21 protein-coding genes are annotated in these 25,339 nt (G+C 48.3%); 8 read left to right on the top strand and 13 right to left on the bottom strand.

Features of this window, described 5'->3' with window-relative positions; translation table 11 throughout:
* Positions 1-65 precede the first annotated feature (65 nt).
* On the top strand, positions 66-392 hold the full coding sequence (locus ACF2G4_RS19370) for a hypothetical protein (RefSeq protein ID WP_409076190.1): 327 nt from the start codon (positions 66-68) through the stop codon (positions 390-392).
* Between the two features lie 69 nt (positions 393-461).
* On the opposite strand, the gene ACF2G4_RS19375 is transcribed toward ACF2G4_RS19370, so the two are convergent.
* The 3 genes from ACF2G4_RS19375 to ACF2G4_RS19385 are packed head-to-tail and all read right to left on the bottom strand — an operon-like array spanning position 462 to position 1,668.
* Positions 462-977 (bottom strand): DUF4865 family protein, encoded by a 516-nt coding sequence (locus ACF2G4_RS19375; protein WP_409076191.1) that lies wholly within the window; start codon positions 975-977, stop codon positions 462-464.
* Positions 974-1,363 (bottom strand): tautomerase family protein, encoded by a 390-nt coding sequence (locus ACF2G4_RS19380; RefSeq protein ID WP_409076192.1) that lies wholly within the window; start codon positions 1,361-1,363, stop codon positions 974-976. Before ACF2G4_RS19380 ends, ACF2G4_RS19375 begins: the two co-directional genes overlap by 4 nt.
* Positions 1,363-1,668: a carboxymuconolactone decarboxylase family protein gene (locus tag ACF2G4_RS19385; RefSeq protein ID WP_215848516.1), complete on the bottom strand. Its 306-nt coding sequence runs from the start codon at positions 1,666-1,668 to the stop codon at positions 1,363-1,365. The genes ACF2G4_RS19380 and ACF2G4_RS19385 overlap by 1 nt, the downstream gene beginning before the upstream one ends.
* Before the next feature lie 100 nt (positions 1,669-1,768).
* Here ACF2G4_RS19385 and ACF2G4_RS19390 point away from each other — a divergent pair, with 100 nt between their 5' ends.
* Positions 1,769-2,668: a LysR substrate-binding domain-containing protein gene (locus tag ACF2G4_RS19390; RefSeq protein WP_409076193.1), complete on the top strand. Its 900-nt coding sequence runs from the start codon at positions 1,769-1,771 to the stop codon at positions 2,666-2,668.
* A gap of 207 nt (positions 2,669-2,875) precedes the next feature.
* Positions 2,876-7,501: an ATP-dependent helicase gene (locus ACF2G4_RS19395; RefSeq protein WP_409076194.1), complete on the top strand. Its 4,626-nt coding sequence runs from the start codon at positions 2,876-2,878 to the stop codon at positions 7,499-7,501.
* On the opposite strand, the gene ACF2G4_RS19400 is transcribed toward ACF2G4_RS19395, so the two are convergent.
* Positions 7,485-8,399 (bottom strand): LysR family transcriptional regulator, encoded by a 915-nt coding sequence (locus ACF2G4_RS19400; protein ID WP_243079291.1) that lies wholly within the window; start codon positions 8,397-8,399, stop codon positions 7,485-7,487. The two genes, ACF2G4_RS19395 and ACF2G4_RS19400, sit on opposite strands and share 17 nt — an antisense overlap.
* A 95-nt stretch (positions 8,400-8,494) precedes the next feature.
* Between ACF2G4_RS19400 and ACF2G4_RS19405 the strand changes: the two genes are divergently transcribed.
* Complete coding sequence (locus ACF2G4_RS19405) at positions 8,495-9,358, top strand: oxidoreductase (RefSeq protein WP_409076195.1); 864 nt, start codon at positions 8,495-8,497, stop codon at positions 9,356-9,358.
* A 158-nt stretch (positions 9,359-9,516) separates the two neighbouring features.
* Here ACF2G4_RS19405 and ACF2G4_RS19410 read toward each other — a convergent pair whose 3' ends face one another.
* The 3 genes from ACF2G4_RS19410 to ACF2G4_RS19420 all read right to left on the bottom strand — a co-directional run bounded on the left by ACF2G4_RS19410 (position 9,517) and on the right by ACF2G4_RS19420 (position 11,693).
* The gene (locus ACF2G4_RS19410) at positions 9,517-9,864 is read right to left on the bottom strand and encodes a hypothetical protein (protein ID WP_215848519.1); all 348 of its coding nucleotides are present in this window, start codon (positions 9,862-9,864) and stop codon (positions 9,517-9,519) included.
* Positions 9,865-9,910: 46 nt separating this feature from the next.
* Positions 9,911-10,078 carry a hypothetical protein gene (locus ACF2G4_RS19415; RefSeq protein ID WP_215848520.1) on the bottom strand — a complete coding sequence of 56 codons (168 nt, stop codon included), beginning with the start codon at positions 10,076-10,078 and terminating at the stop codon, positions 9,911-9,913.
* Between the two features lie 163 nt (positions 10,079-10,241).
* The gene (locus ACF2G4_RS19420) at positions 10,242-11,693 is read right to left on the bottom strand and encodes a sugar porter family MFS transporter (RefSeq protein ID WP_409076196.1); all 1,452 of its coding nucleotides are present in this window, start codon (positions 11,691-11,693) and stop codon (positions 10,242-10,244) included.
* Between the two features lie 340 nt (positions 11,694-12,033).
* Here ACF2G4_RS19420 and ACF2G4_RS19425 point away from each other — a divergent pair, with 340 nt between their 5' ends.
* Positions 12,034-12,762, top strand: coding sequence for an SLC13 family permease (locus ACF2G4_RS19425; RefSeq protein WP_409076197.1), 729 nt, complete (start codon positions 12,034-12,036; stop codon positions 12,760-12,762).
* A 102-nt stretch (positions 12,763-12,864) separates the two neighbouring features.
* Here the strand turns inward: ACF2G4_RS19425 and ACF2G4_RS19430 are convergent, their stop codons facing one another.
* From ACF2G4_RS19430 to ACF2G4_RS19445, 4 genes are all read right to left on the bottom strand, one after another.
* Entirely contained in the window at positions 12,865-14,913 is a 2,049-nt protein-coding gene (locus ACF2G4_RS19430; RefSeq protein WP_409076198.1) for an FUSC family protein, read from the bottom strand.
* Between the two features lie 669 nt (positions 14,914-15,582).
* Positions 15,583-16,554 (bottom strand): ParB family protein, encoded by a 972-nt coding sequence (locus ACF2G4_RS19435; protein ID WP_409076199.1) that lies wholly within the window; start codon positions 16,552-16,554, stop codon positions 15,583-15,585.
* A 7-nt stretch (positions 16,555-16,561) separates the two neighbouring features.
* Entirely contained in the window at positions 16,562-17,761 is a 1,200-nt protein-coding gene (locus ACF2G4_RS19440; RefSeq protein ID WP_409076200.1) for an AAA family ATPase, read from the bottom strand.
* Between the two features lie 1,708 nt (positions 17,762-19,469).
* Positions 19,470-20,399, bottom strand: coding sequence for a RepB family plasmid replication initiator protein (locus tag ACF2G4_RS19445; RefSeq protein WP_215848526.1), 930 nt, complete (start codon positions 20,397-20,399; stop codon positions 19,470-19,472).
* 451 nt (positions 20,400-20,850) lie between these two features.
* On the opposite strand from ACF2G4_RS19445, the gene ACF2G4_RS19450 reads away from it, so the two are divergent.
* A complete protein-coding gene (locus ACF2G4_RS19450) occupies positions 20,851-22,221 on the top strand; it encodes an aldehyde dehydrogenase family protein (protein WP_409076201.1) in 1,371 nt (456 codons plus the stop codon).
* Between the two features lie 4 nt (positions 22,222-22,225).
* On the opposite strand, the gene ACF2G4_RS19455 is transcribed toward ACF2G4_RS19450, so the two are convergent.
* Positions 22,226-23,407: an NAD(P)/FAD-dependent oxidoreductase gene (locus ACF2G4_RS19455; protein WP_409076202.1), complete on the bottom strand. Its 1,182-nt coding sequence runs from the start codon at positions 23,405-23,407 to the stop codon at positions 22,226-22,228.
* Between the two features lie 276 nt (positions 23,408-23,683).
* Positions 23,684-24,232: a helix-turn-helix domain-containing protein gene (locus ACF2G4_RS19460; protein WP_409076203.1), complete on the bottom strand. Its 549-nt coding sequence runs from the start codon at positions 24,230-24,232 to the stop codon at positions 23,684-23,686.
* Positions 24,233-24,334: 102 nt separating this feature from the next.
* Here ACF2G4_RS19460 and ACF2G4_RS19465 point away from each other — a divergent pair, with 102 nt between their 5' ends.
* Both ACF2G4_RS19465 and ACF2G4_RS19470 read left to right on the top strand, forming a co-directional pair.
* Positions 24,335-25,000, top strand: coding sequence for an AzlC family ABC transporter permease (locus ACF2G4_RS19465; protein WP_409076204.1), 666 nt, complete (start codon positions 24,335-24,337; stop codon positions 24,998-25,000).
* Positions 24,997-25,320, top strand: coding sequence for an AzlD domain-containing protein (locus ACF2G4_RS19470; RefSeq protein WP_215848530.1), 324 nt, complete (start codon positions 24,997-24,999; stop codon positions 25,318-25,320). The genes ACF2G4_RS19465 and ACF2G4_RS19470 overlap by 4 nt, the downstream gene beginning before the upstream one ends.
* Positions 25,321-25,339: the final 19 nt, after the last annotated feature.

The following is a 25,339-nucleotide window of genomic DNA, read 5'->3' on the forward strand; positions in this document are numbered from 1 at the left end:
ATGCCCTCTTTTTGAAGCATCCTGCTCCTTTCCAAGTGGATGCGCGTTATAGAGTGCAGTTATACATGGTCGTCTCACAATTAAAAATTATCGTTCCCGCTTTGCTGATTATTGCGCTTATTGGCTGGTGGTTCATGCCGCATTACAGCGCAGAAGATAAAGCCTATTACGTCTCTGTTTTTTGCGCGATTAATCATGAGGATGAAACAGTGTTCCTCAGCGATATGTCTGGCGTGATTGAAGGCAGTAATTCAGATTACGCACTGCAAAAAATCCATTTCAATGCTGATTTAGGCAAAAAAGTGGTGAAAATCTGGCAGACCTTATCTCCGCAAGACCAAGCCCGCGCGGCACAGGACAACATCACCTGCCAGCGTCTGCTCAATGAGTAATTCGCCCCTGAGAAACGGGCCATACCCCTAGACGCTGTATCGGATCGGTTATCGCAGCGACAGCGGCGTTTAAATATTTTCACCCGCCACATAACCGATGCGATAGTTGTCCTCACCCGCTAACGGTGCAGTGGATGAAAAATCAACGTTCAGTAATTGCCAGCGGCTCACATCCCAGCCTGAAACTGTTCCCGCCGGTTTAATGACCGAAAGATCGCTGTGAGGAAGCACAGCCTGTTTGCTTATCGCGACGAAAGACGAAGCGCTGATGAGTGCGAGGTCTTTCGGTGCCTCCAGCGCTGTCCAGGTTTCAATTTTTGGCCAACCAAAATCGCGGGCTAACGCAGCAAATCCGGGACCTTGTATAAAGCGATGCATCGATTCGGCATCTTGCCAGAGGTAAAGCGGTGCGTAACGATTTTCAGAGACGGCTAACTCAGCGTCTTGTTTTCGCGCAAACAAATAGGCTTTGAAAATAAGCCCCCGAAAGCCCATTAGCCGAGCGCCATTTAGCGCAATACGTTGCTCAATGATTGTCATGTCATAATCAGCGGGCAAGCTGAAGCAATAGTGCATGATGATCATAACGCCTCCGGGCAATACATTTTGCCACCGCTGAAACTCCACTCTTCGGCGCGATTAAACTGGATAATTACCATTACGTTGTCAGGATGAATCTTAAGGCTGTCTTTCAGCTGCTCGCTGAGGAATGCATAAAAACGCTGCTTTTGTTCGCAGGTGCGCGGTTTACCCGCGACGATGTGAAAAAGAATAAAATCATCATTTCGCGTTCCGCTGAGATAATGCGCATCGTAGATTCGCCGTTGCGCCGCCAACACTTCAATCACCTGAAATCGATCCTTCTCGGGTACCGAAAATTCCTGCGTTAATGCGCGGTGAAGAATGTCTGATATCTGCTGTAAAGTGGCTTCACTCATGCCTTCACGCACGGTAATACGGGTAAATGGCATTAGCTTTTCTCCATAAAAGTGTTTAAGGCAGAAACCGCTGCGGGCCAGCCTGCATAAAAAGCCAGATGGGTAAACACCTCGGTTATCTCTTCTTCTGATAACCCGTTTTGACGTGCAAAGTCGATATGCCAACTCAGCTGCTTATCTCGGCCCTGCACGGTCAGCGCCGCCAGGGTAATCAAGCTACGCTCACGGGGTGAAAGTTCAGGGCGCGTCCAGATATCCTCAAACAGTATGTGTTGAGTCAGTTCAGCGAGTTTCGGTGCCGCCTGCGCCAGCGTTTCGCGGGTTAATGAGATTGCCATTCTTTCTTCTCCTTATGATTGATGGAACCAGTGTGGAGAAAGGCTATAATCCTGAATATCAAATTAATCAGCACATACAATCCCGCTTATAAGGACAATTGTGGAAAAAGTTCCCTCCAGCCTTGATACCGAGGCGCTGCGCAGTTTTGTTGCGGGCATCGACGCAGGAAGTTTTGCACTTGCCGCTCAACGCTTGTGCCGTTCAACTTCAGCAGTCAGCGCGCAATTAAAGAAGCTAGAGCAACAATGCGGAACCGCATTAACAATAAAGAAAGGTCGCCATCTCGAATTAACCGCCAGCGGGGAAATACTGTTGGGCTATGCACGCCGCCTTTTAACGCTCAATGATGAAGCGCTTCGTGCGGTCAAAGGTGAATTGCTGCAGGGCGAAATTCGCATTGGCATGCAGGAAGATTTTGGTGAATCGGTGATGCCTGGTGTATTGGGCCATTTCAGTCGCCAGCATTCAGGCGTGAAAATCACGGCGCGAATCGACAGAAATCAAATGCTAATCAATGCGTTCACCGCTAAAAGTCTGGATATGGCACTTATTTGGCAGCCGCCTGAACTCACAAATGACAACATGCTGATTGGGCAATGTCCGCTCGAATGGATCCACCATCCCGATGCAGATGTTGCCGGGTGGCTCAAAAGGGGCGAACCTTTGCCGCTGGTGGCATTTGAATCACCCTGCGTTATGCGTTCGCGAGCCACTTCCTGCCTTGATCGGGCGGGTATTCCGTGGCGTATCGTTTTTACCAGCCACAGTCTGAGCGGAATATGGGCTGCTGTGCAGGCGGGCTTAGGCATCACAGTGCGTACTCGTGCCGGATTGCCGGCCAATTTAGCAATCGGTACTGACCTTTTGCCTGCGCCGGGTTCATTGGGCATAACGGTTTTACGCGCAGAAAACCGCCATGATGAAGCGCTCACGTTGCTTCAACAGCTGATGGTGGATGCCGCACAACGGTTTACCCACGTTGGACGAACTTTCGCGTAATCCGTTCGCCCGAATGCAAATCTGGTCGGGCGAAGCGCAACGACGTTGACGCACAATAAAATCGGAGCCACGTAAGAATTAAGCCGCAGCCGCGATCCCGCTCCATTTTTCTCATTTATGCATACAATTAAACGTCTTAACCCGACCTCGATACTTTCATTAAGCACTCGGGGTTCAAAGCCACCAGCCGCTAAATGTGTGTATGTCATGCCAAAATCTGTCATTTCCAGCGATGCGCTTCATGCTTTTACACCCGCCACACAAAGATGGTTCGCCGCCGCTTTTACCGCACCCACGCCCGTACAACAGGCAGCATGGAAGGCGATCGCAACCGGTAAACATTGTCTGGTGATTGCGCCCACCGGTTCTGGCAAGACACTTGCAGCGTTCATGAAAGCGATTGATCTCCTGTTTCAAGAGCGTGCCGGGCAAGATAAGCGCGTGCGGGAAACAACGACGCGCATTTTGTACATTTCTCCCGTTAAAGCGTTGGCGGCAGATGTACGACGTAATTTAAGCTTGCCGCTGGAGGGCGTTTATGCGGAACGTCGCGCTTTAGGTGATCCCGAAACCTTGCTTAATGTCGGTATGCGTTCCGGCGATACGCCAGCGGGCGATCGCGCAAAGTTGCTGCGTCGCCCGCCCGACATTTTGATCACGACACCGGAATCGCTGTTTTTAATGCTGACTTCGCAAGCCAGAAACACGTTGCGCGGCGTAACCACAGTCATCATTGATGAAGTGCACGCGGTGGCCGGTTCGAAACGCGGTTCTCAGCTAGCGCTGAGTCTGGAACGCCTCGATCAATTGCTGCCCTCACCGGCACAACGCATCGGATTGTCAGCAACGGTTAAGCCGGAGGATCGCGTAGCCCACTTTCTTGGTGGCGCACAAGAGACACTCATCGTTAATCCTGCTTCCGAACGCACCTTAGAGATGAAAATTGTCGTACCCGTTGAAGATATGACAGATATCGCTGGCAGATCCGAGCAACCTTCAGAAACCACGTCAACGTCACGATCCATTTGGCCACACATCGAAACACAAATTTTAGAACAGGTAATGTCTCACCGGTCGACGCTGATTTTCGCTAATTCACGCGGTCTGGCTGAAAAGTTAACGGCACGACTGAATGAACGCTATGCCTCTCAGCTTAACAGTCCGCCGCCTTTGCAAGCGCCTCAGCATTACGACTCCTTTGCGGGTGGAACAGAAAAGCGTGCTGATGGCGCAACGGCATTAATCGCCCGTTCGCATCATGGTTCAGTTTCCAAAGAACAGCGCAGCGAAATTGAAGCTGCGCTAAAGGCCGGAGAATTGCGCTGCGTAGTAGCAACATCAAGTCTTGAGCTTGGCATCGATATGGGACCGGTTGATTTAGTGATTCAGGTCGGTGCGCCTTTCTCGGTGGCTAGTGCGCTACAACGCGTTGGCCGTGCCGGACATCAAGTTGGGGGAATCTCTTCTGGCATTATCTTTCCGCGTACCCGACGTGATGTAGTGGATGCCGCCGTTACCGTAAAAGCGATGCTTGAAGGCCAGCTGGATCCTATCGAACCGCCCAATAATCCTTTGGATATTCTGGCGCAACAAACGCTGGCAGCTGTGGCAATGGATTCACTTCACATAGATGCGTGGTTTGCTTTGGTGCGCAGAGCCGATCCTTTTCGTACTCTGCCACGCAATGTGTTTGATGCCACGCTTGATATGTTGGCCGGTAAATATCCTTCTGACGAATTTGCGCAGTTCCGCCCACGCTTAGTGTGGGATCGTGAAAGCGGCATATTATCTCCTCGACCCGGTGCGCAACACTTAGCGGTCACCAGTGGCGGCACCATTCCCGATCGCGGTATGTTCAGCGTGGTGTTACCCGAAGGCGAAGAGCAGTCAGGATCACGCCGCGTGGGTGAGTTGGATGAAGAGATGGTTTACGAGTCGCGGGTTAACGACATCATCACGTTAGGGGCAACCTCGTGGCGTATTCAACAGATCACCCACGATCAGGTCATCGTGTTTCCCGCGCCGGGCCGCTCTGCACGGTTGCCGTTCTGGCATGGGGAAGGTTTGAGGCGTTCCGCCGTATTAGGGGAAAGGATTGGCACTTTTTTACGCCAGATGGAAAACGCCCTTTTACATCACCCAGCGGAGGCTGAAAAGGCGCTCAGCGCTGTGGGTTTAAATGAAAATGCGGTGCGCAATACGCTTTCATTACTCGCTGAACAGCGCGAGAGCACTGGCGTATTGCCTACTGATCAAACATTAATTATTGAACGTTGCCGCGATGAAAGCGGTGACTGGCGCGTTATTTTACATTCGCCATGGGGACAACGCGTACATGCGCCTTGGGCACTGGCGATTGCAGAACGGATTCGGCGTCAAATGGGCATTGATCCTTCTGTGGTTGCCAGTGATGACGGCATCATTGCCTGCTTCCCGGACAGCGAAGGTCGTGTACCTGGCGTCGAGCTGTTCGTATTTGAACCTGACCTCTTGCAGCGCATAGTCACAACAAGCGTCGGCAGTTCGGCACTGTTTGCAGCACGTTTTCGCGAATGTGCTTCCCGCGCGTTGCTATTGCCCAGACGTAATCCTGGTAAACGTTCTCCACTCTGGCAGCAACGGCTGCGCGCAGGTCGACTGCTGCAGGTGGCACGTGAACACGATGACTTTCCCATTCTTATCGAGACTGCGCGGGAATGCTTACAAGACGTTTATGATCTTGCCGCACTGCATCATCTCATGGAAAAAGTGCAGCGCGGGAAGATCAGGTTTGTCGATGTAACCACTGACACGCCCTCACCTTTTGCCGCACCGCTGCTGTTTGGTTATGTTGCAGAGTTCATGTATGCAGGCGATGCGCCTTTAGCTGAACGCCATGCTTCATTACTCTCGCTTGACAGTAACTTGCTCGGAGAATTATTAGGCAAGGCAGATATGCGCGAACTGCTTGCCTCTTCGGTTATTGAACGCGTTGAACAGGAACTACAACGTACCGCTAAGGCGTATAAAGTCAGCGGCAAAGAAGGTATCGCCGATCTGTTACGCGAATTGGGGCCGTTATCACTGGCTGAAATTGAGGCGCGCTTCACCTCTGAAGATATTGATGAAGCCGCTGCCTCCCTTAAAAGTCTCGAAGAGGCGCAGCGTGTTATCAACGTAATAATCGCTGATCGATCACGTTGGGCAGCGATAGAAGATGCCGCTCGCTTACGTGATGCAATCGGCACGGCATTACCTGCGGGCATTCCTGTGGCTTTTCTCCAGCCGCTCGGAAAGCCACTTCGCGATCTGATTAATCGCTATGCGCGAACGCACGCCCTCTTTACCACCCGCGAAATTGCAGAACGTTTTGGCTTGGGTGTTGCGGTAGTAGACGAGGAACTGGAGCGCTTGTCTGAACAGGCGAAAGTACGGAAAGGTGACTTTGGCTTGCAGCGTGATGACTCACAGCAATGGGTCGCAGAAGAGATTTTTAAACGGCTGCGTCTGCGATCGTTGCGATCGGCCCGAGAAGCGACGCAACCGGTCGCGCATTCAGCTTGGGTCACAATGCTGCTTGAACGTCATGGACTGATCAATCAAGCAGCCGCCCAGTTTGGTGCCGATCACGCTGCTTTTTCTCACGGTGCTTACGAGGGGGTTAACGGTGTCGCGCGTGTGATTGAGCAACTTGCGGGCGTTGCGCTACCCGCTTCATTATGGGAATCGCAAATCCTGCGTGCACGCGTTCGCGATTATCAGCCTGCAATGCTCGACGAGCTGCTCGCTAACGGGGAAGTCATTTGGTGTGGTCATAAATCGCTGAGTTACAACGATGGCCTGATTTCCCTGCACCTGGCTGAGTATGCTGCCGAAACACTGCCTGCTTCCGTTCAGCAGTCAGAACTCGCGCCGCTACAACAAAGTATTGTTCATATGCTGTCTGAAGGGGGAGCATGGTTTGGCCGCGAAATATTGTTGCGGATGGAAACGAATGAACATGTCGGTCCAGAGCAGATTTACGCAGCGCTGTGGGAACTGGCATGGATGGGCTATATCACTACCGATACCTGGATTCCCGTACGCGCGCTTATCAGCTCACCTTCTGTGTCGCGTTCACGTCCTGCGCGCGCATTACGTAGTCGGCGTATGCACAATTTCAGCCTGAAATCGCCAGAACGAAGAAGCCCTCCCGCGAATTCAATCGCAGGGCGCTGGTCATTGATAAAAAGAGAAACGCTGCAACCCACGACACTGGCGCTGGCATTAGTTGAAAATATGCTTGATCGCTATGGCGTCATTACACGTGGTAGCGCGGTTTCGGAACAGATTCCCGGCGGATTCCCGGCCTTACAGCCTGTTTTACGCGGATTTGAAGATGCCGGACGACTGTTACGGGGGCGCTTTGTAGAGGGCTTAGGCGGCGCGCAATTTGCTGACAACCTCACGATTGAGCGATTACGTGAGCTGGCGAAAACGCCGTTTAACGAGCGTGCTACTGCCGCGCTGGCTGCAATGGATCCCGCGAATCCTTTTGGCGCAACGCTTAATTGGCCAATGCACGTTAGCGGAACACGCCCCACCCGGCGCAACGGTGCATTTGTGGTTATTGCGGGTGGCGAACTGCAGCTTTACCTGCCGCAAGGTGGGAAAGATCTGTTAACTTTTGCAACAGAGAGTCAGCCTCTTTCGCTCGCGATCAGTGCGCTAGGAACCGCATTAAAACGCGATAAACAGCTTCGTTTTACGCTGGAAACTGTCGATGGCGAACCCGCGGGCCTTTCACCGCAATTAGCCGCATTGCGTGCGGCAGGATTTTCCCGCGTACCAAACGGGTTCAGCTGGGAAGGTTAAGGTTCTTCTCGCGCACAAAATTGATAAAAGCTTGCAGTGGCGCCGGGATCAATCGACGGTCATTGTAGTAAAGATAAGGGCCTGAAAATTCCAACCACCAGGGTTGTAAAATGGCTTCCAGCTGGTTGCTTTCCAATGCGGGCTTAAGCCAGTCTTCAAACAGATAGAGAATGCCACCGCCGGCTATCGCTGTTTCAACCGCTAAATCCACCGCACCCCCCACGCTGACTACCAGCGGGCCACTGACCTTAACGCGAAGGCTTTCGCCATCACGCTCAAATTCCCAGTCTGGCATAACACCGCTGGCGTAACGTCCGCGCAGGCAGCGATGCTGTATTAAATCTCGTGGATGCTGAGGTCGCCCATGCCGATTCAGATAATCAGGTGAAGCCGCGGCGGCAAAACGTTGTCGACGCGCGCCAATCGGAACTATCACCACATCCTGTTCCAGCCGTTCTTCATAACGAATACCGGCATCACAACCATCACGGAAAACATCCTGAACGTTACTTTCAGCGATGATTTCAAGCTGGATATCCGGGAAGCGTTGCAGGAATTCCGGCACAAGAGCCGGTAAAACTAAACGCGAAGCGCTTACCGGGACATTGAGCCGTAGCGTGCCGCCCGGTGTATTACGGTAATCATTGAGCGCATCAAGCGCCGCGTCGACTTCACTCATTGCTGGCAATAAACGCACCATCAACGCCCTGCCCGCTTCCGTTAACACCACTGTGCGTGTTGTGCGGTGAAACAAACGAATGCCAAGTTGCTGTTCGGCACGTCTTACTGCATCGCTAAGTCGTGACGCATTACTGCCCGTAACGCGTGCTGCTTCCCGGAAACCACCAGCCTTAGCGACTTCAACTACAGCGTGAAGCAGTGCAATATCGAGTGGCATTGTGCGTAACTCCGTACAGTATGTCTTGATTTACCCGAATAGTTGCACAGCCATTCTCCCGATACAATTAAACGACATTCCATCAGGAGGTTTCCATGTTCCAACCCAAACTGACTTATCGCCTCGGCGACCGCGACGTTAATCGCTTAGGTTATGGCGCAATGCAATTAGCTGGCCCCGGCGTGTTTGGCCCGGTTAAAGATGAAGCGCGCGCCACGGAAGTGCTGCAAAACGCAATTGCAGCCGATGTGAACCATATCGATACCAGCGATTTTTACGGCCCGCATGAAACCAATAAGCTGATCAAAAAGGCGTTATATCCTTATCCTGACGATCTTTGCATCGTTACTAAAGTTGGCGCGCTACGCGATAACAAAGGCGGTTGGCTGCCGGCATTCACACCTGATGCTTTAACGCGTGCAGTGGAAGATAACTTACGCCACCTTGGCTTAGAGACGATGGAGGTGGTTAATCTGCGAAGTATGCTGGATGTTCACCAGCCTAAAGAGGGATCGCTTGAACCCCAGCTGGAGGCGTTGATGGCGCTGAAATCGCGTGGGCTTATTCGTCATATTGGTCTGAGTAACGTCACAGCAAAACAGGTTGCCGATGCGCAAAAAATGACGCCGATTGTCTGCGTACAAAATATGTATAACCTGGCGAATCGTCAGGACGATGCGCTGATCGATAGTCTGGCTGAGCAAGGTATCGCCTATGTTCCGTTTTTCCCATTAGGCGGCTTCTCACCATTGCAATCATCACAGCTGGAACAGGTTGCTGCCTATTTAAATGCCACCACGATGCAGATCGCGCTGGCGTGGTTGCTGCGTCGATCGCCCAATATTTTATTGATACCGGGTACGTCATCGCCACAGCATTTGCAGGAAAATCTGGCGAGCAGACACCTTGAACTCCCCGCAGAGGCGATGGAAAAGCTAAACGAAATGGGGAAAGGTTGACCAAAACAGCGAAACCCGCAGGTTGCGGGCTTCGGTAGAACGGGCATGTAACGACTAACGAGTGCTGTTTCTATTTGGTGAACCTCTTTGCGAGCGATAAACGCGTGATGAAGAGGTTATCAGTATGCGCTGGGCTTGAAGCTGTATTGAGTTCGGCTTTAACGCACTGAATCTTCATCGCTATCGTTTAGCTCGTGAAGCTGTATTTGGCGCGAAGGCGCGGATTCAAGCTGTTCACTGTAATCAGCACTCACGTCCGGTAAGCTTGTAAACTGTCCATCAACGAACAAGAAGCTTAGATGCTGCTCAATATCTTTTAGCATCGCTTCAACTGATTCAGCTTGATCACCCTTTTCATCATTACCATCAAGCTGCCAGTGAAACACCCCCGTCTCTTTGCTTGCACTGCCGATATCTATTACGTGCCCATCAATATTCTGCATGAGCAGACGCGGCTCACAATAAATCAGCATATAGGGCATTAGATCGCGTTTGTTCTCTGACATATTTTATCTCCAGTGGGGTCTGGGGAGGCATTTGCTCATCCTCACCTTATAAATAGTAGCGTATGCCATATATCGCCCAAAAAATGGCGTTTGCGGCAAGATATGTCCAGCATCCCCAATACGCTACGGGTTCACGCTGTGTTCTTAACTTAGGCAGGAAAGCCAATAGATAACCGGCAGAAGCGATAAGCGAAATAAAATAGAAAAACTTCATCGATTTCTCCTGAAAAATCCTTAACGCTTATCAGCATAGACAGCATTTTGAACTCTCGCATGCGTAGATGAATAATCGATGGCTTCCGTTACGCTTTAAATTTGCAGGACTTTATTTGATAAGAGCAGGCAGGCTGCGTGAATTACAGCCTGCCAGAGGGGGGTTAGTTTGCGTCAGCAGTTTGACTTTTTTCGCCAAACTTCTCTTTCATGTGTGCCTCGATCTCTTCCAGACTTTTACCGCGCGTCTCTGGCAGCATCGACACGACAAAGAAGAGTGAGCCGACATTGATCACGGCAAAAATAAAGAAGGTCGTGCTGCCCGCGTATTCCATTACGGGTGGGAAACCAAACGCAACCACAGCGTTAAAGATCCACTGAAGTGATACGGCTGCACCCGTTAATACGCCGCGAAGCTGCATCGGGAATAATTCCGACATGAGCAGCCAATAAACCGGCGCAACGAACATCTGCATAAAGAATAGAAACATTAAAATGCAGGCTAATGCGAGATAGCTTTGCGTGAGATTCGACGGTAAAAATGTCAACACAGCGCCTAACAAGATCTGAGCAGTAATAACAAAACTCAGGCCGGTAATCAGCATCTTACGACGTGCAAAACGGCTGACTGCCCAGATACCCGCAATCGACGCTATCACTGAGACCACACCATTACCGATAGTAGCTGCAATAGAGGCACTGGTGCCCATGCCGGTTGATTTCAAAATAATCGGTGTGTAATACATGAAGCCGTTAACGCCAGTAAACTGAATAACGAAACCTAGCCCCGCGCCAATAATCATTAATCTGATCACCCACTTCTCACGAATGAGTGTCATCGCACTTGGGCCATGTTCCGCAGCTTTGGCTTGCCTCTTCATCTCCGCCATTTCGTGGCGAACTTCACGCGGCGTTTCACGCAGATACTTCAATATCTTTTTCGCTTCTTTCAGCCGTCCTTCTGCTACCAACCAGTGTGGCGAAGCGGGAACAAAGAAGGTCCCGATAAACAGCAGCAATCCTGGCACCATCGCAATGGCTAGCATGTAGCGCCAAAGGAGTTCATCGTGCAGTAAATAGCTGAGCAATGTGCTGGCAACGTAAGCAATAAGCTGGCCCGTCACGATCATCAACTCATTACGACTCACCAGCGGTGCGCGTAATCTCGGCCCTGCAATCTCAGCAATAAACACCGGCACCGTTGATGAACCACCGCCGACTGCAATACCCAGCAAGAATCGCATCGCGACCATGACTGGAACGCTAGGAGCCAACGCGGTGCCCAGTGAACCCAGCACGAACAAAACAGCGAGGCTGCGCAGGGTAATACGACGCCCGAAGCGGTCGGAGAAAAAACCACTCAGAAAAGAACCAATGGCTGCGCCAAATACCAGCGACGAAGCCACTAAACCTTCAGTGAACGAATTGAGACCTAATCCTCCTTGATCGGGAGGTGAAGTCATGTAAGGCAGTGCGCCTGAAATAATTCCCGTGTCATAGCCAAAAGCCAGCGCGCCCATAGTGGCAACAAGTACCACTAAAAAAATGCGCTGACGGACGGTATCAGCAATTGTAGTTTCATCCTTCTCGGAAGAAACCGGCGTTTTCGTACTCATATAATCCCTGTAATCAAAAAGTTAAATATCCAGATGGTTAAATTTCATACGGAATGAAAATGAAACATTTTTACCATTAAGGTCAAAGAGTGTAGACGGTATTTAACGAATCGGGGGTTCGCAGGAACGTCTGCTGAAAGTTTATTTTTCCCAGCTAAACAGAGATAAAGGTTATTGAAAATGCGTCAGCGTCAGCGGTTTATTCATCACTACGTTGAGACATTCAAGGTACTGCAAATACCAGAAGATAAAACAGTTACTCACTTAACTTGTTAGTGATAATCATTATCACTTAATCTGTGGCTTGCTTTTCAAGGAATGGGAATGATACACGTGACTTATGACCTTCGTTGTCGCAGTCACTATCATATTGCTGACAACAGCTATTATTTACCTGTTTCCCGCGAAGCCTGTTCACCGGATCACACGCCCCGATACGTCTGCATTTACGGCAGCTGAATGGCGCTTAATGTTTATTACCGCTCTGACTTTATTACTCTGGATCACCGATGGCTGGCATGGTATTTCGCCAGCCTGGATTGGCTTAGCGGCTGCCTGTATTTGTCTGCTGCCGAAAGTAGGCTTCATTGATGGCAATGAGTTTGCCAACGGCGTTAATTTTCGCACCTGCCTTTATGTCGCCGCCATTCTCGGTGTTACCACTGTTGTGGTCGACTCTGGTTTAGGTGAGGCCATTGCCAATGGTTTACTTGCTATTACCCCCTTGGCACCGGATTCACCTTTTATCAGCTTTATATCGTTGAATGCGCTGACTAGCGCACTGAACTTTGTCGTCACGGCTAATGGTGTTCCGGCGATGTTTACCCCGATGGCGCAGCAATTCGCTGATGCTTCCGGCTTTTCGCTGACTACAGTGGTCATGATCAAGGTCTTTGCTTATGCCACGCCATTATTGCCTTATCAGGCATCACCGATTGTTGTCGCGATTGCTTTGGGAAAAGTGCCCGTACGTGATGGTGTGAAGTTATGTCTGCTAGTGGCAATCGTCAGTGCGCTAATTTTATTACCACTGAATTATCTGTGGTTTTTATTACTGGGCTACATCTAGTTTCTGAAGCGTATATTGTTGTCTGGCTAAAGGCGGGCATCAAAAAAGAGCCCATTACGCGCGTGATGGGCTCTTTTATTACTGATTTTTATCCGTTGTGACCTAAGCCGCTACTGGCCACCGTTCTTGTGGAAACAATGCCAGTCGTACATTGAATAAATGAAACAAGGGTTGATAAAGCTGAGGCGCAGCGTGTGACGCCCTCTCTAATGTTAGCAACATACGGTTGAGTTCCTGCAGTAATTCACCGTGTGGTTGGATTTGCAGAGATTTGAGTCGCTGCTTTAGGAACAGACTAAGTTCATGGAAAAAAGGATCAAGGGTGATGTTCTGCTCATTTATCACTTCCCGATATTTTACAAAGAAGTCATAGCAGTTAGCACCGAGCCAAGCCTCAGTGATCAAATTGCTGCCTGAAGTTAATAGTGGATCGGGATCAAGGCGTTTACGCGGCAGAATAATATTTACCTTATCCAGCATGCGCGCTACATATTGCTGACGCATTAGCATCGTTGCGTGACCTAACTTCATGGCCGATATAAATTGTAAAAGCTCAAGCACCCCTTTTCTCACCGCACGCTTTGCTGTCCACGAAGGCCGTTTGTTACGAATCATTGCTGTAATCACCACTGCAAATGCAATTCCTACCAGTGTTGAAAGCGCGGCATTCACTACAAGCAGTAAATCCGGCTTGAAGTGGTGGCTCATACCAATAAATCCAGGAATTTGCGTAGCGATGATTAAGCCAATCAGATTGGTAGCAGGGTTAGCAATCACTAATCCAAGCGCGATTAACCCCGGCGCGAGACAAATGACTAAGGCTTCAAAGGTCAGCGCTTCTGGGATCAGTACACAACAGTAAAGGATGCTAATGACGATTGCGAAAACAACGCCTTTTAAAAACAACCTCATTGGCGCTATTGGGCTATCCATAGCAGCAAAAAATGAACAAAGCACCGCTGCCATCATAGGTGCGGTAGCGCCATCAACCCAACCGCTGCCAATCCAAAACAGGCATGAAGCGAAAGTCGCAAAAAAGGCGGTAAAGGAAGAGAGCAGCAACATACCTTTGTCGACATGTTTGTGTTTACGAGCAACTTTACCTGCTTTGGCGTCGGGTGTGAGTTCGTTTACACGCTCGTCTACAGTCTGATAAGCATTAGCGATACGGACAAAGTTACCCAGCCTTTCAATCAAACCATTGAGTAAGATACTCTCCTCACTGCTTAATTTTTGATATTGCCAATCGCTTTTCAGCTTTCGTTGAACAGTTTCAAATTCATCTTTTAAAAGATGTGTCTTTTCAGGGTTTTCTTCTTCATTTAGCCACATCAAAAAATGGCTAAACGCGTCAGCAATATAATCAGGAAAAGCAATATTCAGTTCAGAAAGCTGACTGAGGCGAGCTTCAATGGCGGTCAGCGTTGGGATCATATAGGTCAAATGTTGATACTGTACGCTGACCAAACGAATTAAACGACGCGCTGCGTTACCTTCATAAACACAGTGCGTGATCAAGGTTTCGACATTAAGCGGATAGTTAGCCATTTGAATCAGGATCGCTTCGCGCTCAACCGATTTTTCTTGTGGCTGTGTAACGACCATCTGGATACAAAGCTTTTTGGCGTTCTGATACCAATCCTTTACGCTTCGCTCAAGCACGCTACCCATTGAAACAGGGAAAATGAGTCGATGGACCAAACTGCTGCAGACAATGGCGACAGTAATCTCTTCAATGCGTGATATCACTGTGTAGGTAATAGCATCTGGTGACGTAACATCCGGGAAACCCATGATGGCGGCACTATAACCGGCCAGCATGAAAACGTAACTTTTAGGCGTACGATCATGCAGCGAAAGATACAAACAGGTTGCCACCCATAAAGAAATACAGAAGCTAAACAACATGGGATCCAGCACGGTTGCAGGATAGATAAGCAGAATAAAGAGTCCACCCAGCAACGTACCCAAAAATCGAAAAATCGATTTCGATACGGTAGAGGCTGAATAGAGTTGTGAGGCAACATAGACGGTTGTTAAGGACCAGGCCGGTTTGTCCAGATTCAATTCCAATGCGACATAAAACGCTAAAAATGCGGCAAGACAGGTTTTACTTGAGAATAAAACCGCACTTTTCGAAAACCACTTCATAAGGGATTGTCACCTTTGCAAGGCATCTTTTCGCCGTATCCTGACAGAAGCAACTTGAGGTTTCATTTCAATTATTAATACAAATCGTTACCGTGCTAAGTATGTTGGATATTCATTGATTATCCTGCCTGCTGCCTGTTTTTCGTAGGTTAGATGCAGACTTATTCCTACTGGCTAGCGTATTAGTCAAATTTAGTGCCCGGGCTCGCCTTAACGTTTCTCTGTCAGTTAAACATCATTGCGATAGGGTAGATTGATGTCTCAATGGTTCATTCTATCGTGCATTTAATTCTTTTCTCTGTAGCCCAGTTATCGAAACTTTTGGCGATTTCAGGCTGAAATCGCCAAAAATAGTCGGATGGTCATGATTAAACCTATGCCGTGTTTACCACATTGCGCTAGTAGACATTATGCTTTGCAATGAAAAACCACCCCAAAGAATGCTAGCGAAATTTCACTGTGGTAAATTATGCAAGCTATTGAATTTATTATTAAGAACAGTGAAATAATGACAATAAAACTGGCGATTTCAGCCTGAAATTCCTGATGAAATTGGGGCTAACGTGAAGGACTGCCTTTGAATGGGATATAAAGAAAATAAACTTAAACGCCTAATACAGAAAAGTCCTGAAGGAAATCCCTTCAGGCCTTTTCACTTAAAATCACCTTTTAATTCGCTAAATACTTTTTCAATGTTTCAGAGATAACTTTGTCCAGCTCTTCCTGCAAATCTTTTGACTGCCGGTTAAACTCGTAGCTAAACATTCGACCACGCGTTTTTTTTCGTGCAAACCGATCTTTGTCAGCAAATGGCCACAAGCTTGTTGATGTCGTTTTATCTTTTTCAGGTTCTTTAACTAATGTCTGGCTGGCATTCCGAATCAATCGCAAGATATGATTTTTCACTTCATCTTCTGCCAGGCCTTCACGAGAACAGACAACATCAATCTCCATTGAGATATTATCAATTAACGTCTCAACAGACTGACCCGTTTCATTCAACTTATCTGCGGCTTGAAGCAACGCTTTGTAGTCGGGATAAGTCAGTTCTGAATGGTTTGGGAAAAGTGCTATTAAATCGGAGGGCACACTGGCAGCCTGTAATGCACGCGTGACTTTTGCCTGGGATAAACCCTGATTTTCTGCAATTTCCTTTTGAGAAAGTCCGCCATCCTTCAACGCCAGTAAGCGCATACCGACTTCACGCAGATTGTGTTCGCGAGCCGTTTGAATATCCTGTGCCAGCTTACGGGCTTCATCAGCAGTGATTTCGGCGTCGGTAACTAAAACCTCAAGACCGGTTCTGCAATGTATTGCAGCTGCACGACGACGAGACCCATCAAGGATCTCAATCTTCCCGCCTTGCATCACGCCAATAGCAGGAAAGAACTGCTGAAGTTTAATTGTGCGAATAATGTCTCGCAAAGAGTCAGGTGTTAATCCCGCCTGATCACGCCCATTGGTTTCCATTACCACAAACGTTTTATCTTCAACTTCGTTAGCAGGAATGCGCTCTGAACGAAACAATGCGCGTTTTCCTGTCGAAAGAACAAACGTTTGTGCATGTGTCTCTGACGTGTCCTCTGTTTCCAAAGGAGTCTGGCTGAAGGTTCGGCCAATAGTGATTCTTTTTGCGCTCATAGAAACCTCAGTTCAGGCGGATAAATTCAATACGGTCAAACACGGCTTTAGCAAAATCCTCTGCCGCAGATCGGGCATTTTTTAATGCTTCACTGCTTCCAACATACGTTGAAGGATTAGCCGAGATAACAGTGTCAAAAGATTCTCCACAACGCTCAAATCCATCGAGGCGGGGAAGGGCAGCATCTAACATATCACCGCCGAAAATCTCTTTTGCCAGGCTGTGACAAAGCTTGTGGTCAGCTTTGTTAGAAAGCTTGGACATAAAACCGATGTTTCCCTGGAGACGACAAGTCGCACCCGATTCTTCAATAATGCCAATCAGCTCCGGCAGACGCGTGAGGTATTTAAGTGTCGAATGAAAATCAACTTGTGCAGGAGGCACCGGCGTCATCAACAAATCAGAGGCTGCAATGGCATTTTTAAGAAATGCATCCAGATGAGGACCACTGTCTATAAAGATGAAGTCGTAATCCTTGGTCAATTTAGCAATAACGTTATCGTATAAAACAGAATGGATGTTCTGTCCCGGCAAATGTTCGGAACACAGTTCATCCCAGCGAGAAGCGATGAATGCATCATCAATCGACGCAGGCAATACATGCACGCCAGGAATTATTGAAGGAACAATAAATTCATTAACCAGTTCATCTCGACTTACGTTTTGCAGCATAGCCTGAGCAGCAGTGGCTTCTACCAAGCCTACTGAACGTTCATGATTCAAAAACATAGTGGCCGAGGATTGTGGATCGAGGTCAATGACAAGAATACGTAAGTCTTCAAACAGAAGGTGAGGATGGGCGCGCAGAGCATGTGCCAAAGAGACAGTAGAAACTGTTTTTGATACGCCACCTTTGAGATTACCGACAAACAAAGTGTAAGCATCAGAATGACGATCGCGATACTTTGGAACGCCACGATGGTGATAAATATCGATAATATTTTGAATCGACATCGCATATTTTACCGAGGAGCCGGCGGCACGTTTGTCGAATTGATAACCACTTTCTTCCATTTCGTTAACCGCGTAATCCACACTTGCACGCGTTAATTTAGGGAGCTTGGCAAGAGCCGCTTTTGCATAAACCTGATAATAGGTATTTTCGTGTAACTCTTGTTTTTGTGCCTGAATTTGTTCCGTAAGGCTTAACAGCATCCGTTCTGAACGCTGAGCGACCTTCATGACCTGCTTATCATCGTTAGCCATACTTGTTCCACACATGTAGGATTTGTGACTTTATACCGAAATCCTGCTCATGAGGCAATTAATAATCACAAAAGAAGAAATGTTAAGTGATAACACTTTTAACGTAAAATAGTGGTTTTACGTCATACGATGACTGCTAAAGTATGGGCCTGAACGCTTTTTAAACAGCGTGTTATGCTCATCCACTGTATTCAGTGGAAGTTAACTAGTGGGTTTAAACGCGTTTGAAATGTGACTACTGAGCGTCGCCAGGCAAGTTTCGATGACATTTACAGACAAAGATTCACTGTATTCAGTAAAAGCACGCGACAAGATAGTTGAGGTGTTCACTGTAATGAGTAAAAGCTAAACATTCACTGTAATCAGCTAAAACGTTCACTGTAATCAGCACGCCAGGAATTTTTAAACAACAGGAGAGGGCAAAGACATTGGATCGTTCACTGTAGTCAGTGAAGTAACGAAGTAAGAGCATTAGCGTGCGACGTAACGTCAGTAAAGAATCACCCTGCGTAAGCAGAAAAGAGAGCGAAGTAAACATTCACTATAATCAGTAGCAACACTTTGATCGAAACATCCCATCTCATACAGCCGCCAAAAACCCGCCCAACATTCACTGTAATCAGAATAAACAGAGCTCATGCTTGTTATGAACATTCACTGTAATCAGTAGATTTTGTTGGAGGACAGCCATAAACGTTCACTGTAATCAGCAAAACTGCCCGTAAAACCCTGAAGCATTCACTATAATCAGTAGGATCCGAACCGGGTTTACCGATCTCAACATTCACTGTAATCAGTAGAATAGGGGCAAACAGGATCAGAAGGATGTTTCTTAGCCACATATTCACTGTATTCAGAGTCGTCGATACAAGCGTAACAGAAAGATCTTCAGGTTTTGCGTGCGCTCTCGAACCAGGCACCGTTTAACATTCACTGTATTCAGTAAAATGCAGGGTTTGAATAACAGGGCGGTTAACGCGATAAGTCCGCTTTTACGTTTTCAGCAGCCAACATACTGCATCAAACCTCACATCAAAGATTCACTGTAATCAGCTGTTGTCGTCCTCTATTTTGAGGCGTTGAGTGATTAAAGCTGAATGGCTGACTTACAGATACCAGGCAAGACATTCACTGTAATCAGTAAAACCGAGGCAACGTTCACTGTAATCAGTAAAAAACGCTTAAAACATTCACTATAAGCAGTTAACGGCTCACCCTGTCACTTTTGTCACTGAATACAGTGAACACCCGAGCTAAATGCAGCTAAAATACCTATTCGCTTCTTTATTTTTATTAAATACACTTAATATTCAATAATTTAAGTTAACTACATTCACTATAATCAGCGCAATGTCTGCAAAGAAATATTCACTGTAATCAGAAAGAGTAAAACTGTGCCTTTAAACACGTCGGCTGTTCACTGTAATCAGTAGTAAGCGGGTTGCAGTGCTCATCATGAATCTCGTCATAAATAATGCTGGTACTTGCTAACTCGTAATTCATTGAATTAACAGTGTTAGTATTCTTTAGAAAGGAAAACGTAAAAAAAGCAGGCATCATGAAAATACTGAATACAGTGAACGTAACTGATTACAGTGAACATTGAGAATCACTGATTACAGTAAACGAACCGGAAAGATGCACTGTCACTTTTTGCACAAAAGTGACAGTGCCACGCGGGTTTTACTGATTACAGTGAAGGGCAGGGTTACTCTTCGAACTCGATGTCATCAAGTGCATCTATGCTTTCTAAGTTGCTAATGCCATCAAGCTTTGGTGTTCTGCTATGGATAATAAAAAACACAGAACGACCACGCTTAACCTCAGAATAATCGAGGTAGCCAATCTCTTTGAGCTGCTCCATTGCACGACGTACTACATGGTTTTGCGTTGTGGTTTTTGAGCCTAAATTAAGACGCATACGCAAACGTGCAAGTGAAATGGGAGCCGGGTTCGTTGGCAAGCTCTCAAGAAACGTATAGAGCGCCTGGGCGGACTCTTTACGCTTAAGACGTGAGATGGCCCTAAGTTGCAGTAAGACCTTGTGGTCGAAGTTATAGAGCTCAAATAGCTTAGGATCCGCTTGAATCCTCACGATATCTTTTTCACGATCGTAATAAGCTGATTGAACAAGGTGAGTATGATACGCCTTGCCGTTACCTTCAAAAGATAAAGTATTGGTCGCAATACGACGCAGAGAAGCATCAAGGCGCTTACGTAAAGCCGCTGAAGAGTTAGCCGAGGGGATACCACACATCTTAACAAAATCAATAAATGGTAGCGTTACGGTATCGCCTTTAGTGGGATAACGTGAAAATGACTGAATGATGCCGGCCCAGGTTTTAAAATCGTTATCCATATCCAGTCGAGCGCCGGTAATGGTAATCTTTTCATACCCTTCAGCTTTCACCAGTGACAGATTTTTTAACTCTTTAGTCGCGTCGGTGGAGGCCATTGCGCCAGATTTGCCGCGCGCTGTGGATTTCAGCGTCGGAACAAACAAACCAAGTCGCATTAAAGCAACAGGTTGGACAGTATTATTCTTGTTGGGATGAAGTTGTATAACTTCACCACTGTTTTTGGTTACCGACAGAAAAGGTTCTAGTAACGCTTTGTTTTCACTCTCTTTATCTGCCATAGCCTGAGATCTTCATTCTGTGGATGAAAGGGATCGCTTTCTGATTACAGTGAACATTAGCACTGATTACAGTGAACATTCTACTGTGCACAGTGAATAAAGTACTGATTATAGTGAACACTTTACTGATTACAGTGAACGCGATCACCTTCTCAGCCCTTGTCCCATGCGGCCTGCGACGATCGGGGATCTCTTAGGATCTATATAGGATCTCTTTATGATCGTTATTTAGGATCTACTCACTGTATAAGTGGATAACGTTGGAAATCCTAACCTTTCATCCGGCTTTATCTCAGATAAATAAAGATCTTTTCCAGACCAACATTAGCGTAAAGGGATTTCGCTTGGTTCACGATTTATAAACAACTTGCTCACTATTATTCATTTTTCATCAACACATCTGCGGCGTATGGTTATCGTCATGTACTGATTAAATAAATAACGAGGCACCATGACTGATTTTGCTATCTCTCGTAATCCCACTACCGGTGAGATCCTTGCACGTTACCCTATGCAAAATGCGGCTGAATTAGAGCAAGCATTAAATACCAGCGCTCAGGCTTATTCTCAATGGCGACACAGCAGCATGGAAACCCGCGTTGCGGTATTACGTCAATTGGCACAGCAAATTCGCCAACGTGAAAATGAGCTTGCACGCAGCGTAACATTAGAAATGGGGAAACCCATCACACAAGCGCGCGCAGAAGTGCTTAAGTGCGCCAATTTGTGCGACTGGTATGCAGAACATGGGCCAGCAATGTTGGCCGATCAACCCACTCACGTTCCTGATGCGTGGCAGACATTTCGCCCAATCGGCGTCATCCTTGCCGTCATGCCATGGAACTTCCCATTCTGGCAGGTTCTACGCGGCGCTGTGAGCATGTTGTTAGCGGGTAATACCTACATGCTAAAACATGCACCTAACGTCATGGGAAGCGCTACGTTGATGTCTGAGCTGTTTGATGCGACCGATCTTCCAAAAGGCGGTTTCAATCTCATCAATGTCGATAACGACGGCGTATCGGCTGCAATTAAAGACGACCGTATTGCCGCTGTTGCTGTAACAGGCAGCGTACGTGCAGGTGCAGCAATTGCATCGCAAGCTGGCGCGGCATTAAAGAAAACAGTGCTTGAGCTGGGTGGATCAGATCCTTTTATCGTATTAGCGGATGCTGACTTAGATGAAGCGGTGAATTCGGCGGTCATTGGTCGATATCAGAATACCGGGCAAGTCTGTATGGCGGCTAAACGGTTTATTGTCGAAGCATCCATTGCTGAAGCATTTGAATCACGTTTTACCGATGCCGTAAAAGCATTAACGTTGGGCGACCCTTTGGATGAAAAAACTTTCCTGGGTCCTATGGCGCGTGCTGATTTACGTGACGAACTGAATGAGCAAGTGCAGGCAACGATCCGTGAGGGTGCTCGTCTGGTGTTAGGGGGATCAAAGCTGGAAGGGCAGGGAAACTATTACGCGCCAACCATCTTGTCTGACGTCACCACGGAAATGACAGCCTTCAAGCAGGAGTTATTCGGGCCAGTCGCTGCGATTGCGGTGGCTCGCGATCCAGAGCATGCCTTACAAATCGCTAACGACAGCGAGTTTGGATTGAGTGCAACAGTTTGGACCAGCAATGATGACATTGCCGATCACATGACGCAGCATTTGGAAGTTGGCGCGGTATTTATCAATGGCAACGGTGCCTCTGATCCTCGCGTAACAATTGGTGGCGTAAAGAAAAGTGGATACGGTCGTGAACTGTCGCATTTCGGCGTGCATGAGTTCTGCAACATCCAGACTGTATGGAAAAATCGCCGCTAACGGATTACTGCGCTGCGGGTAAATAAGCTGGCGCAGCCGATCCCTTTGTTTCACTGCGTGGACGCAATAATCTGTCCGGCGCGAAATCAGTAAGCATATCTGAACGAGCGCCGGCGATTATTTCTTCAGCCACTAAACGACCTAAAAGCGGTGCAAGTGTCATACCGCTGTGGGTCGCCATCAGATAAACACGTTGAGCTGAAGTGACAAAACCCAGAGCAGGCAAGCCATCCGCAGGACGTGAGCGCTGACCCACTTCAATTCGCTCTATTCGGGCACCTTGCGCATTGGTAAACAGACGACGTAAACGCCGCAACATTTCAACGCCAATCATGCCATTCACATCAGCTGGCCGGGCAGGATCGGCGTGGTGGTCCAAATCCAGCGCCTGAAGCATCAATCGGCCGCCCCCATCGGGTCGCACGTTAAGTTCTGGGGTGATGATATTGCTATTGAGTTGGATGGGGAGCGGATTAGTGTGTGCGAGAAAGCTGCAGGCGGTTTTATCCGCACGATTCGCATCCGTCATACCCAGTTCAAGTCCCAGTTGCCCAATTAATTCCGATGACCATCGTCCGGTAGCTAAAACAAGGTGATCACCTTGCCATTCTTGGCCGTCAGACAGCGTCAACGTTACATTTTCTTCGGTTTCATCCAGGGTGATGACTTCGCGGTTGACGCATACCTCTACGTTTTTTTCGCGCAAATCAGCCAATAACCGTGCAACGAACAAACTGGGATAGATCAAACATTCAGACGAGAAATGCCAGGCTTGTTGAATGCGCGGATCGAGTTGTATTTCAGGTAAAGCTTGCAACAGGCTATGACGATCCACTACGCGAAAAGGGTACTTCAGCGCGGCAAGCTTTTCTGCCCGCAATTCTAATTGTTTAAGGGTGAAAGCATCAGCTGCCCACTCCCAGGTTCCGGTTTCGAGAAGCCACGGCGCGTTCGAGCCGCTTTCATGTTGTAGCCGTTTGTGTTCGTCAATCGCGCTGGCATTGAGATGGTGATAGCTTTGCGGGCTTTTGCCGTTAGCGTTGATCCATGCATAGCTAATCTGGCTGGTTCCACTGCCGGGTAAGCTTTTATCAAATACCGTAACCTGAGCACCTTGAATAGCCAGTGAACGCGCCACGGATAATCCCAGTACGCCTGCACCAATAACAGCAATACGCTGTGGCATCGTTGAACACCTCCCGAGAAGAAAACAGTGAGGCTGGCTCATCTGCATGTAAGCCAGCAGCCCTGAAGTGAGAAAATTAAGATCAACGATGCCGGGTTTCACGTCAACCCAACGCTGTAACAAAGGTCACACAGCTAAATCACGAACGCTTGGATCTTTCAGGCATCGGTCTTGTCAAACCAGGCGGAAAGCCGATCCGGCCGTCGGCATTCTTAAAAAGTGAATAAACGTCAGGACGTCGGCATTTGAAAGGCCATCGCAAGGTGGCTCTGTATTTTAAATGTGTTCCATCACCAGTACCGCTAAGGTATCGGGCTCCAGCGCGCGGAAGATATGTGCCTCATCACCCGGATAGCTGATGTAATCACCCACTTCCAGTTCAACCGGCGAATCAATGGGGCCAACTAAAGCTCGTCCTTGCGTCAGAATCAAATGCTCAACCGTATTCGGTGGATGCGGCTGAGACTGGCGTTCAGAACCAGGTTGGATATGCAGCAGATAGATATCGCGTCGCGCACCGGGTGGGCAAGTTGCTAATAAAACGGCCTGATAATCTGCATGTTCAGCCATCACGGTCGGCCCTTCGCCACGGCGAATCACCTGCATCCGATTCGCTTCAGGTTCCATCAAGCGGGCGAAGGGGATATTCAACGCTACGCAAAGCGACCATAACGTTTCAATGCTGGGATTACCATTGCCTGCTTCCAGTTGAGAAAGTGTAGATTTCGCAATTCCGGCTCGACGAGCGACTTCTGCCAGCGATAAGCCTGCACGCTGACGCTCACGGATTAAACCGTTGGCAATGATGCTAATGGGCGTCGTCACGTTTACTCCTGTTTGATAAATCGAACGTAACGTTCGTCTTGTAATGCTATTTACCCAGGTTCATTATAATGGATAAATCGTTCGTTATGAGATGAAATTATTATGTTGCCGCAAAAAGAGATAGTGGGAAAAGGCGTCGTAAAAGCTATTTTCCTGGTCTGTATTGCTGATGGGATTGTTGGCTTGAGTTACGGCTCGCTGGCAACTGCCGATGGGTTTCCGCTTTGGGTTCCCCTTGCGCTCTCTACCTTGGTACTGGCGGGAGCGTCAGAGTTTTTGTTTATTGGTATCGTCGCAAGCGGCGGGAGTCCCCTTACTGCGGCAGCGGCAGGGCTTCTGGTTAATGCACGCCATTTACCGTTTGGCATCGCGGTTAAAGATTTGGTAGGACGCGGTTCTCGTGGTCTGCTCGGCTGCCATATTATGAATGATGAAAGCGTAGTATTTGGCATTTCTCAGTCTCAGCCTGAACAGCGGCGAGCAGCATTTTGGATCTGCGGCATAGGTATTGGGTTAATCTGGCCGATCAGCGTAATGACCGGAGCCGCCATTGGTCAGTTCATTCCTGACATCTCCACCATCGGCCTGGATGCCGTATTTCCCACCATTCTGATTGCGTTGATCTTTCCGGCATTGCGTCAACGCCGTACCCGGCTTCCGGCTTCAGTAGGGGCAGTGTTATCGCTTGCCGCCACGCCATTTGTTCCCGCAGGCATGCCGGTACTGTTTTCGTTATTGGGCTTGCTCGCCTGGAGATCACGCAAATGAATCAGCACGGCTTGATCATCGCCGGAATTGCATTGCTGGCGGTTGGGACGTATTTAATCCGTTTTGCGGGCGTGAAGTTGGGCAATCGCTTAGCCATAACCGAGCGTACTCAAAGCCTGCTGGCTGATGCTGCAACGGTATTATTGTTAGCCGTTGCCGCCACCAGCACGCTATTCGAAGGACAACATTTTGCCGGAATGGCGCGCGTACTTGGCGTTCTGTTTGCCGTTTTTCTCGCCTGGCGCAAAGCCCCGCTGATTACGATTATTATCAGCGCTGCAGTGATGACGGCTCTATTACGTTACTTTGGCGTACCCTAATTCCCACACTGAACTCGGG

Source organism: Pantoea phytostimulans, from assembly GCF_046118715.1.
In the GTDB taxonomy this organism is placed as follows: Bacteria; Pseudomonadota; Gammaproteobacteria; order Enterobacterales; family Enterobacteriaceae; genus Pantoea; species Pantoea phytostimulans.

Coding starts and splice junctions, on each gene's coding strand:
- ACF2G4_RS19370 (WP_409076190.1), top strand. CDS start 66: ATGGTCGTCTCACAATTAAAAATTATCGTTCCCGCTTTGCTGATTATT.
- ACF2G4_RS19375 (WP_409076191.1), bottom strand. CDS start 977: ATGATCATCATGCACTATTGCTTCAGCTTGCCCGCTGATTATGACATG.
- ACF2G4_RS19380 (WP_409076192.1), bottom strand. CDS start 1,363: ATGCCATTTACCCGTATTACCGTGCGTGAAGGCATGAGTGAAGCCACT.
- ACF2G4_RS19385 (WP_215848516.1), bottom strand. CDS start 1,668: ATGGCAATCTCATTAACCCGCGAAACGCTGGCGCAGGCGGCACCGAAA.
- ACF2G4_RS19395 (WP_409076194.1), top strand. CDS start 2,876: ATGCCAAAATCTGTCATTTCCAGCGATGCGCTTCATGCTTTTACACCC.
- ACF2G4_RS19400 (WP_243079291.1), bottom strand. CDS start 8,399: ATGCCACTCGATATTGCACTGCTTCACGCTGTAGTTGAAGTCGCTAAG.
- ACF2G4_RS19405 (WP_409076195.1), top strand. CDS start 8,495: ATGTTCCAACCCAAACTGACTTATCGCCTCGGCGACCGCGACGTTAAT.
- ACF2G4_RS19410 (WP_215848519.1), bottom strand. CDS start 9,864: ATGTCAGAGAACAAACGCGATCTAATGCCCTATATGCTGATTTATTGT.
- ACF2G4_RS19415 (WP_215848520.1), bottom strand. CDS start 10,078: ATGAAGTTTTTCTATTTTATTTCGCTTATCGCTTCTGCCGGTTATCTA.
- ACF2G4_RS19420 (WP_409076196.1), bottom strand. CDS start 11,693: ATGAGTACGAAAACGCCGGTTTCTTCCGAGAAGGATGAAACTACAATT.
- ACF2G4_RS19425 (WP_409076197.1), top strand. CDS start 12,034: ATGACCTTCGTTGTCGCAGTCACTATCATATTGCTGACAACAGCTATT.
- ACF2G4_RS19430 (WP_409076198.1), bottom strand. CDS start 14,913: ATGAAGTGGTTTTCGAAAAGTGCGGTTTTATTCTCAAGTAAAACCTGT.
- ACF2G4_RS19435 (WP_409076199.1), bottom strand. CDS start 16,554: ATGAGCGCAAAAAGAATCACTATTGGCCGAACCTTCAGCCAGACTCCT.
- ACF2G4_RS19440 (WP_409076200.1), bottom strand. CDS start 17,761: ATGGCTAACGATGATAAGCAGGTCATGAAGGTCGCTCAGCGTTCAGAA.
- ACF2G4_RS19445 (WP_215848526.1), bottom strand. CDS start 20,399: ATGGCAGATAAAGAGAGTGAAAACAAAGCGTTACTAGAACCTTTTCTG.
- ACF2G4_RS19450 (WP_409076201.1), top strand. CDS start 20,851: ATGACTGATTTTGCTATCTCTCGTAATCCCACTACCGGTGAGATCCTT.
- ACF2G4_RS19455 (WP_409076202.1), bottom strand. CDS start 23,407: ATGCCACAGCGTATTGCTGTTATTGGTGCAGGCGTACTGGGATTATCC.
- ACF2G4_RS19465 (WP_409076204.1), top strand. CDS start 24,335: ATGTTGCCGCAAAAAGAGATAGTGGGAAAAGGCGTCGTAAAAGCTATT.
- ACF2G4_RS19470 (WP_215848530.1), top strand. CDS start 24,997: ATGAATCAGCACGGCTTGATCATCGCCGGAATTGCATTGCTGGCGGTT.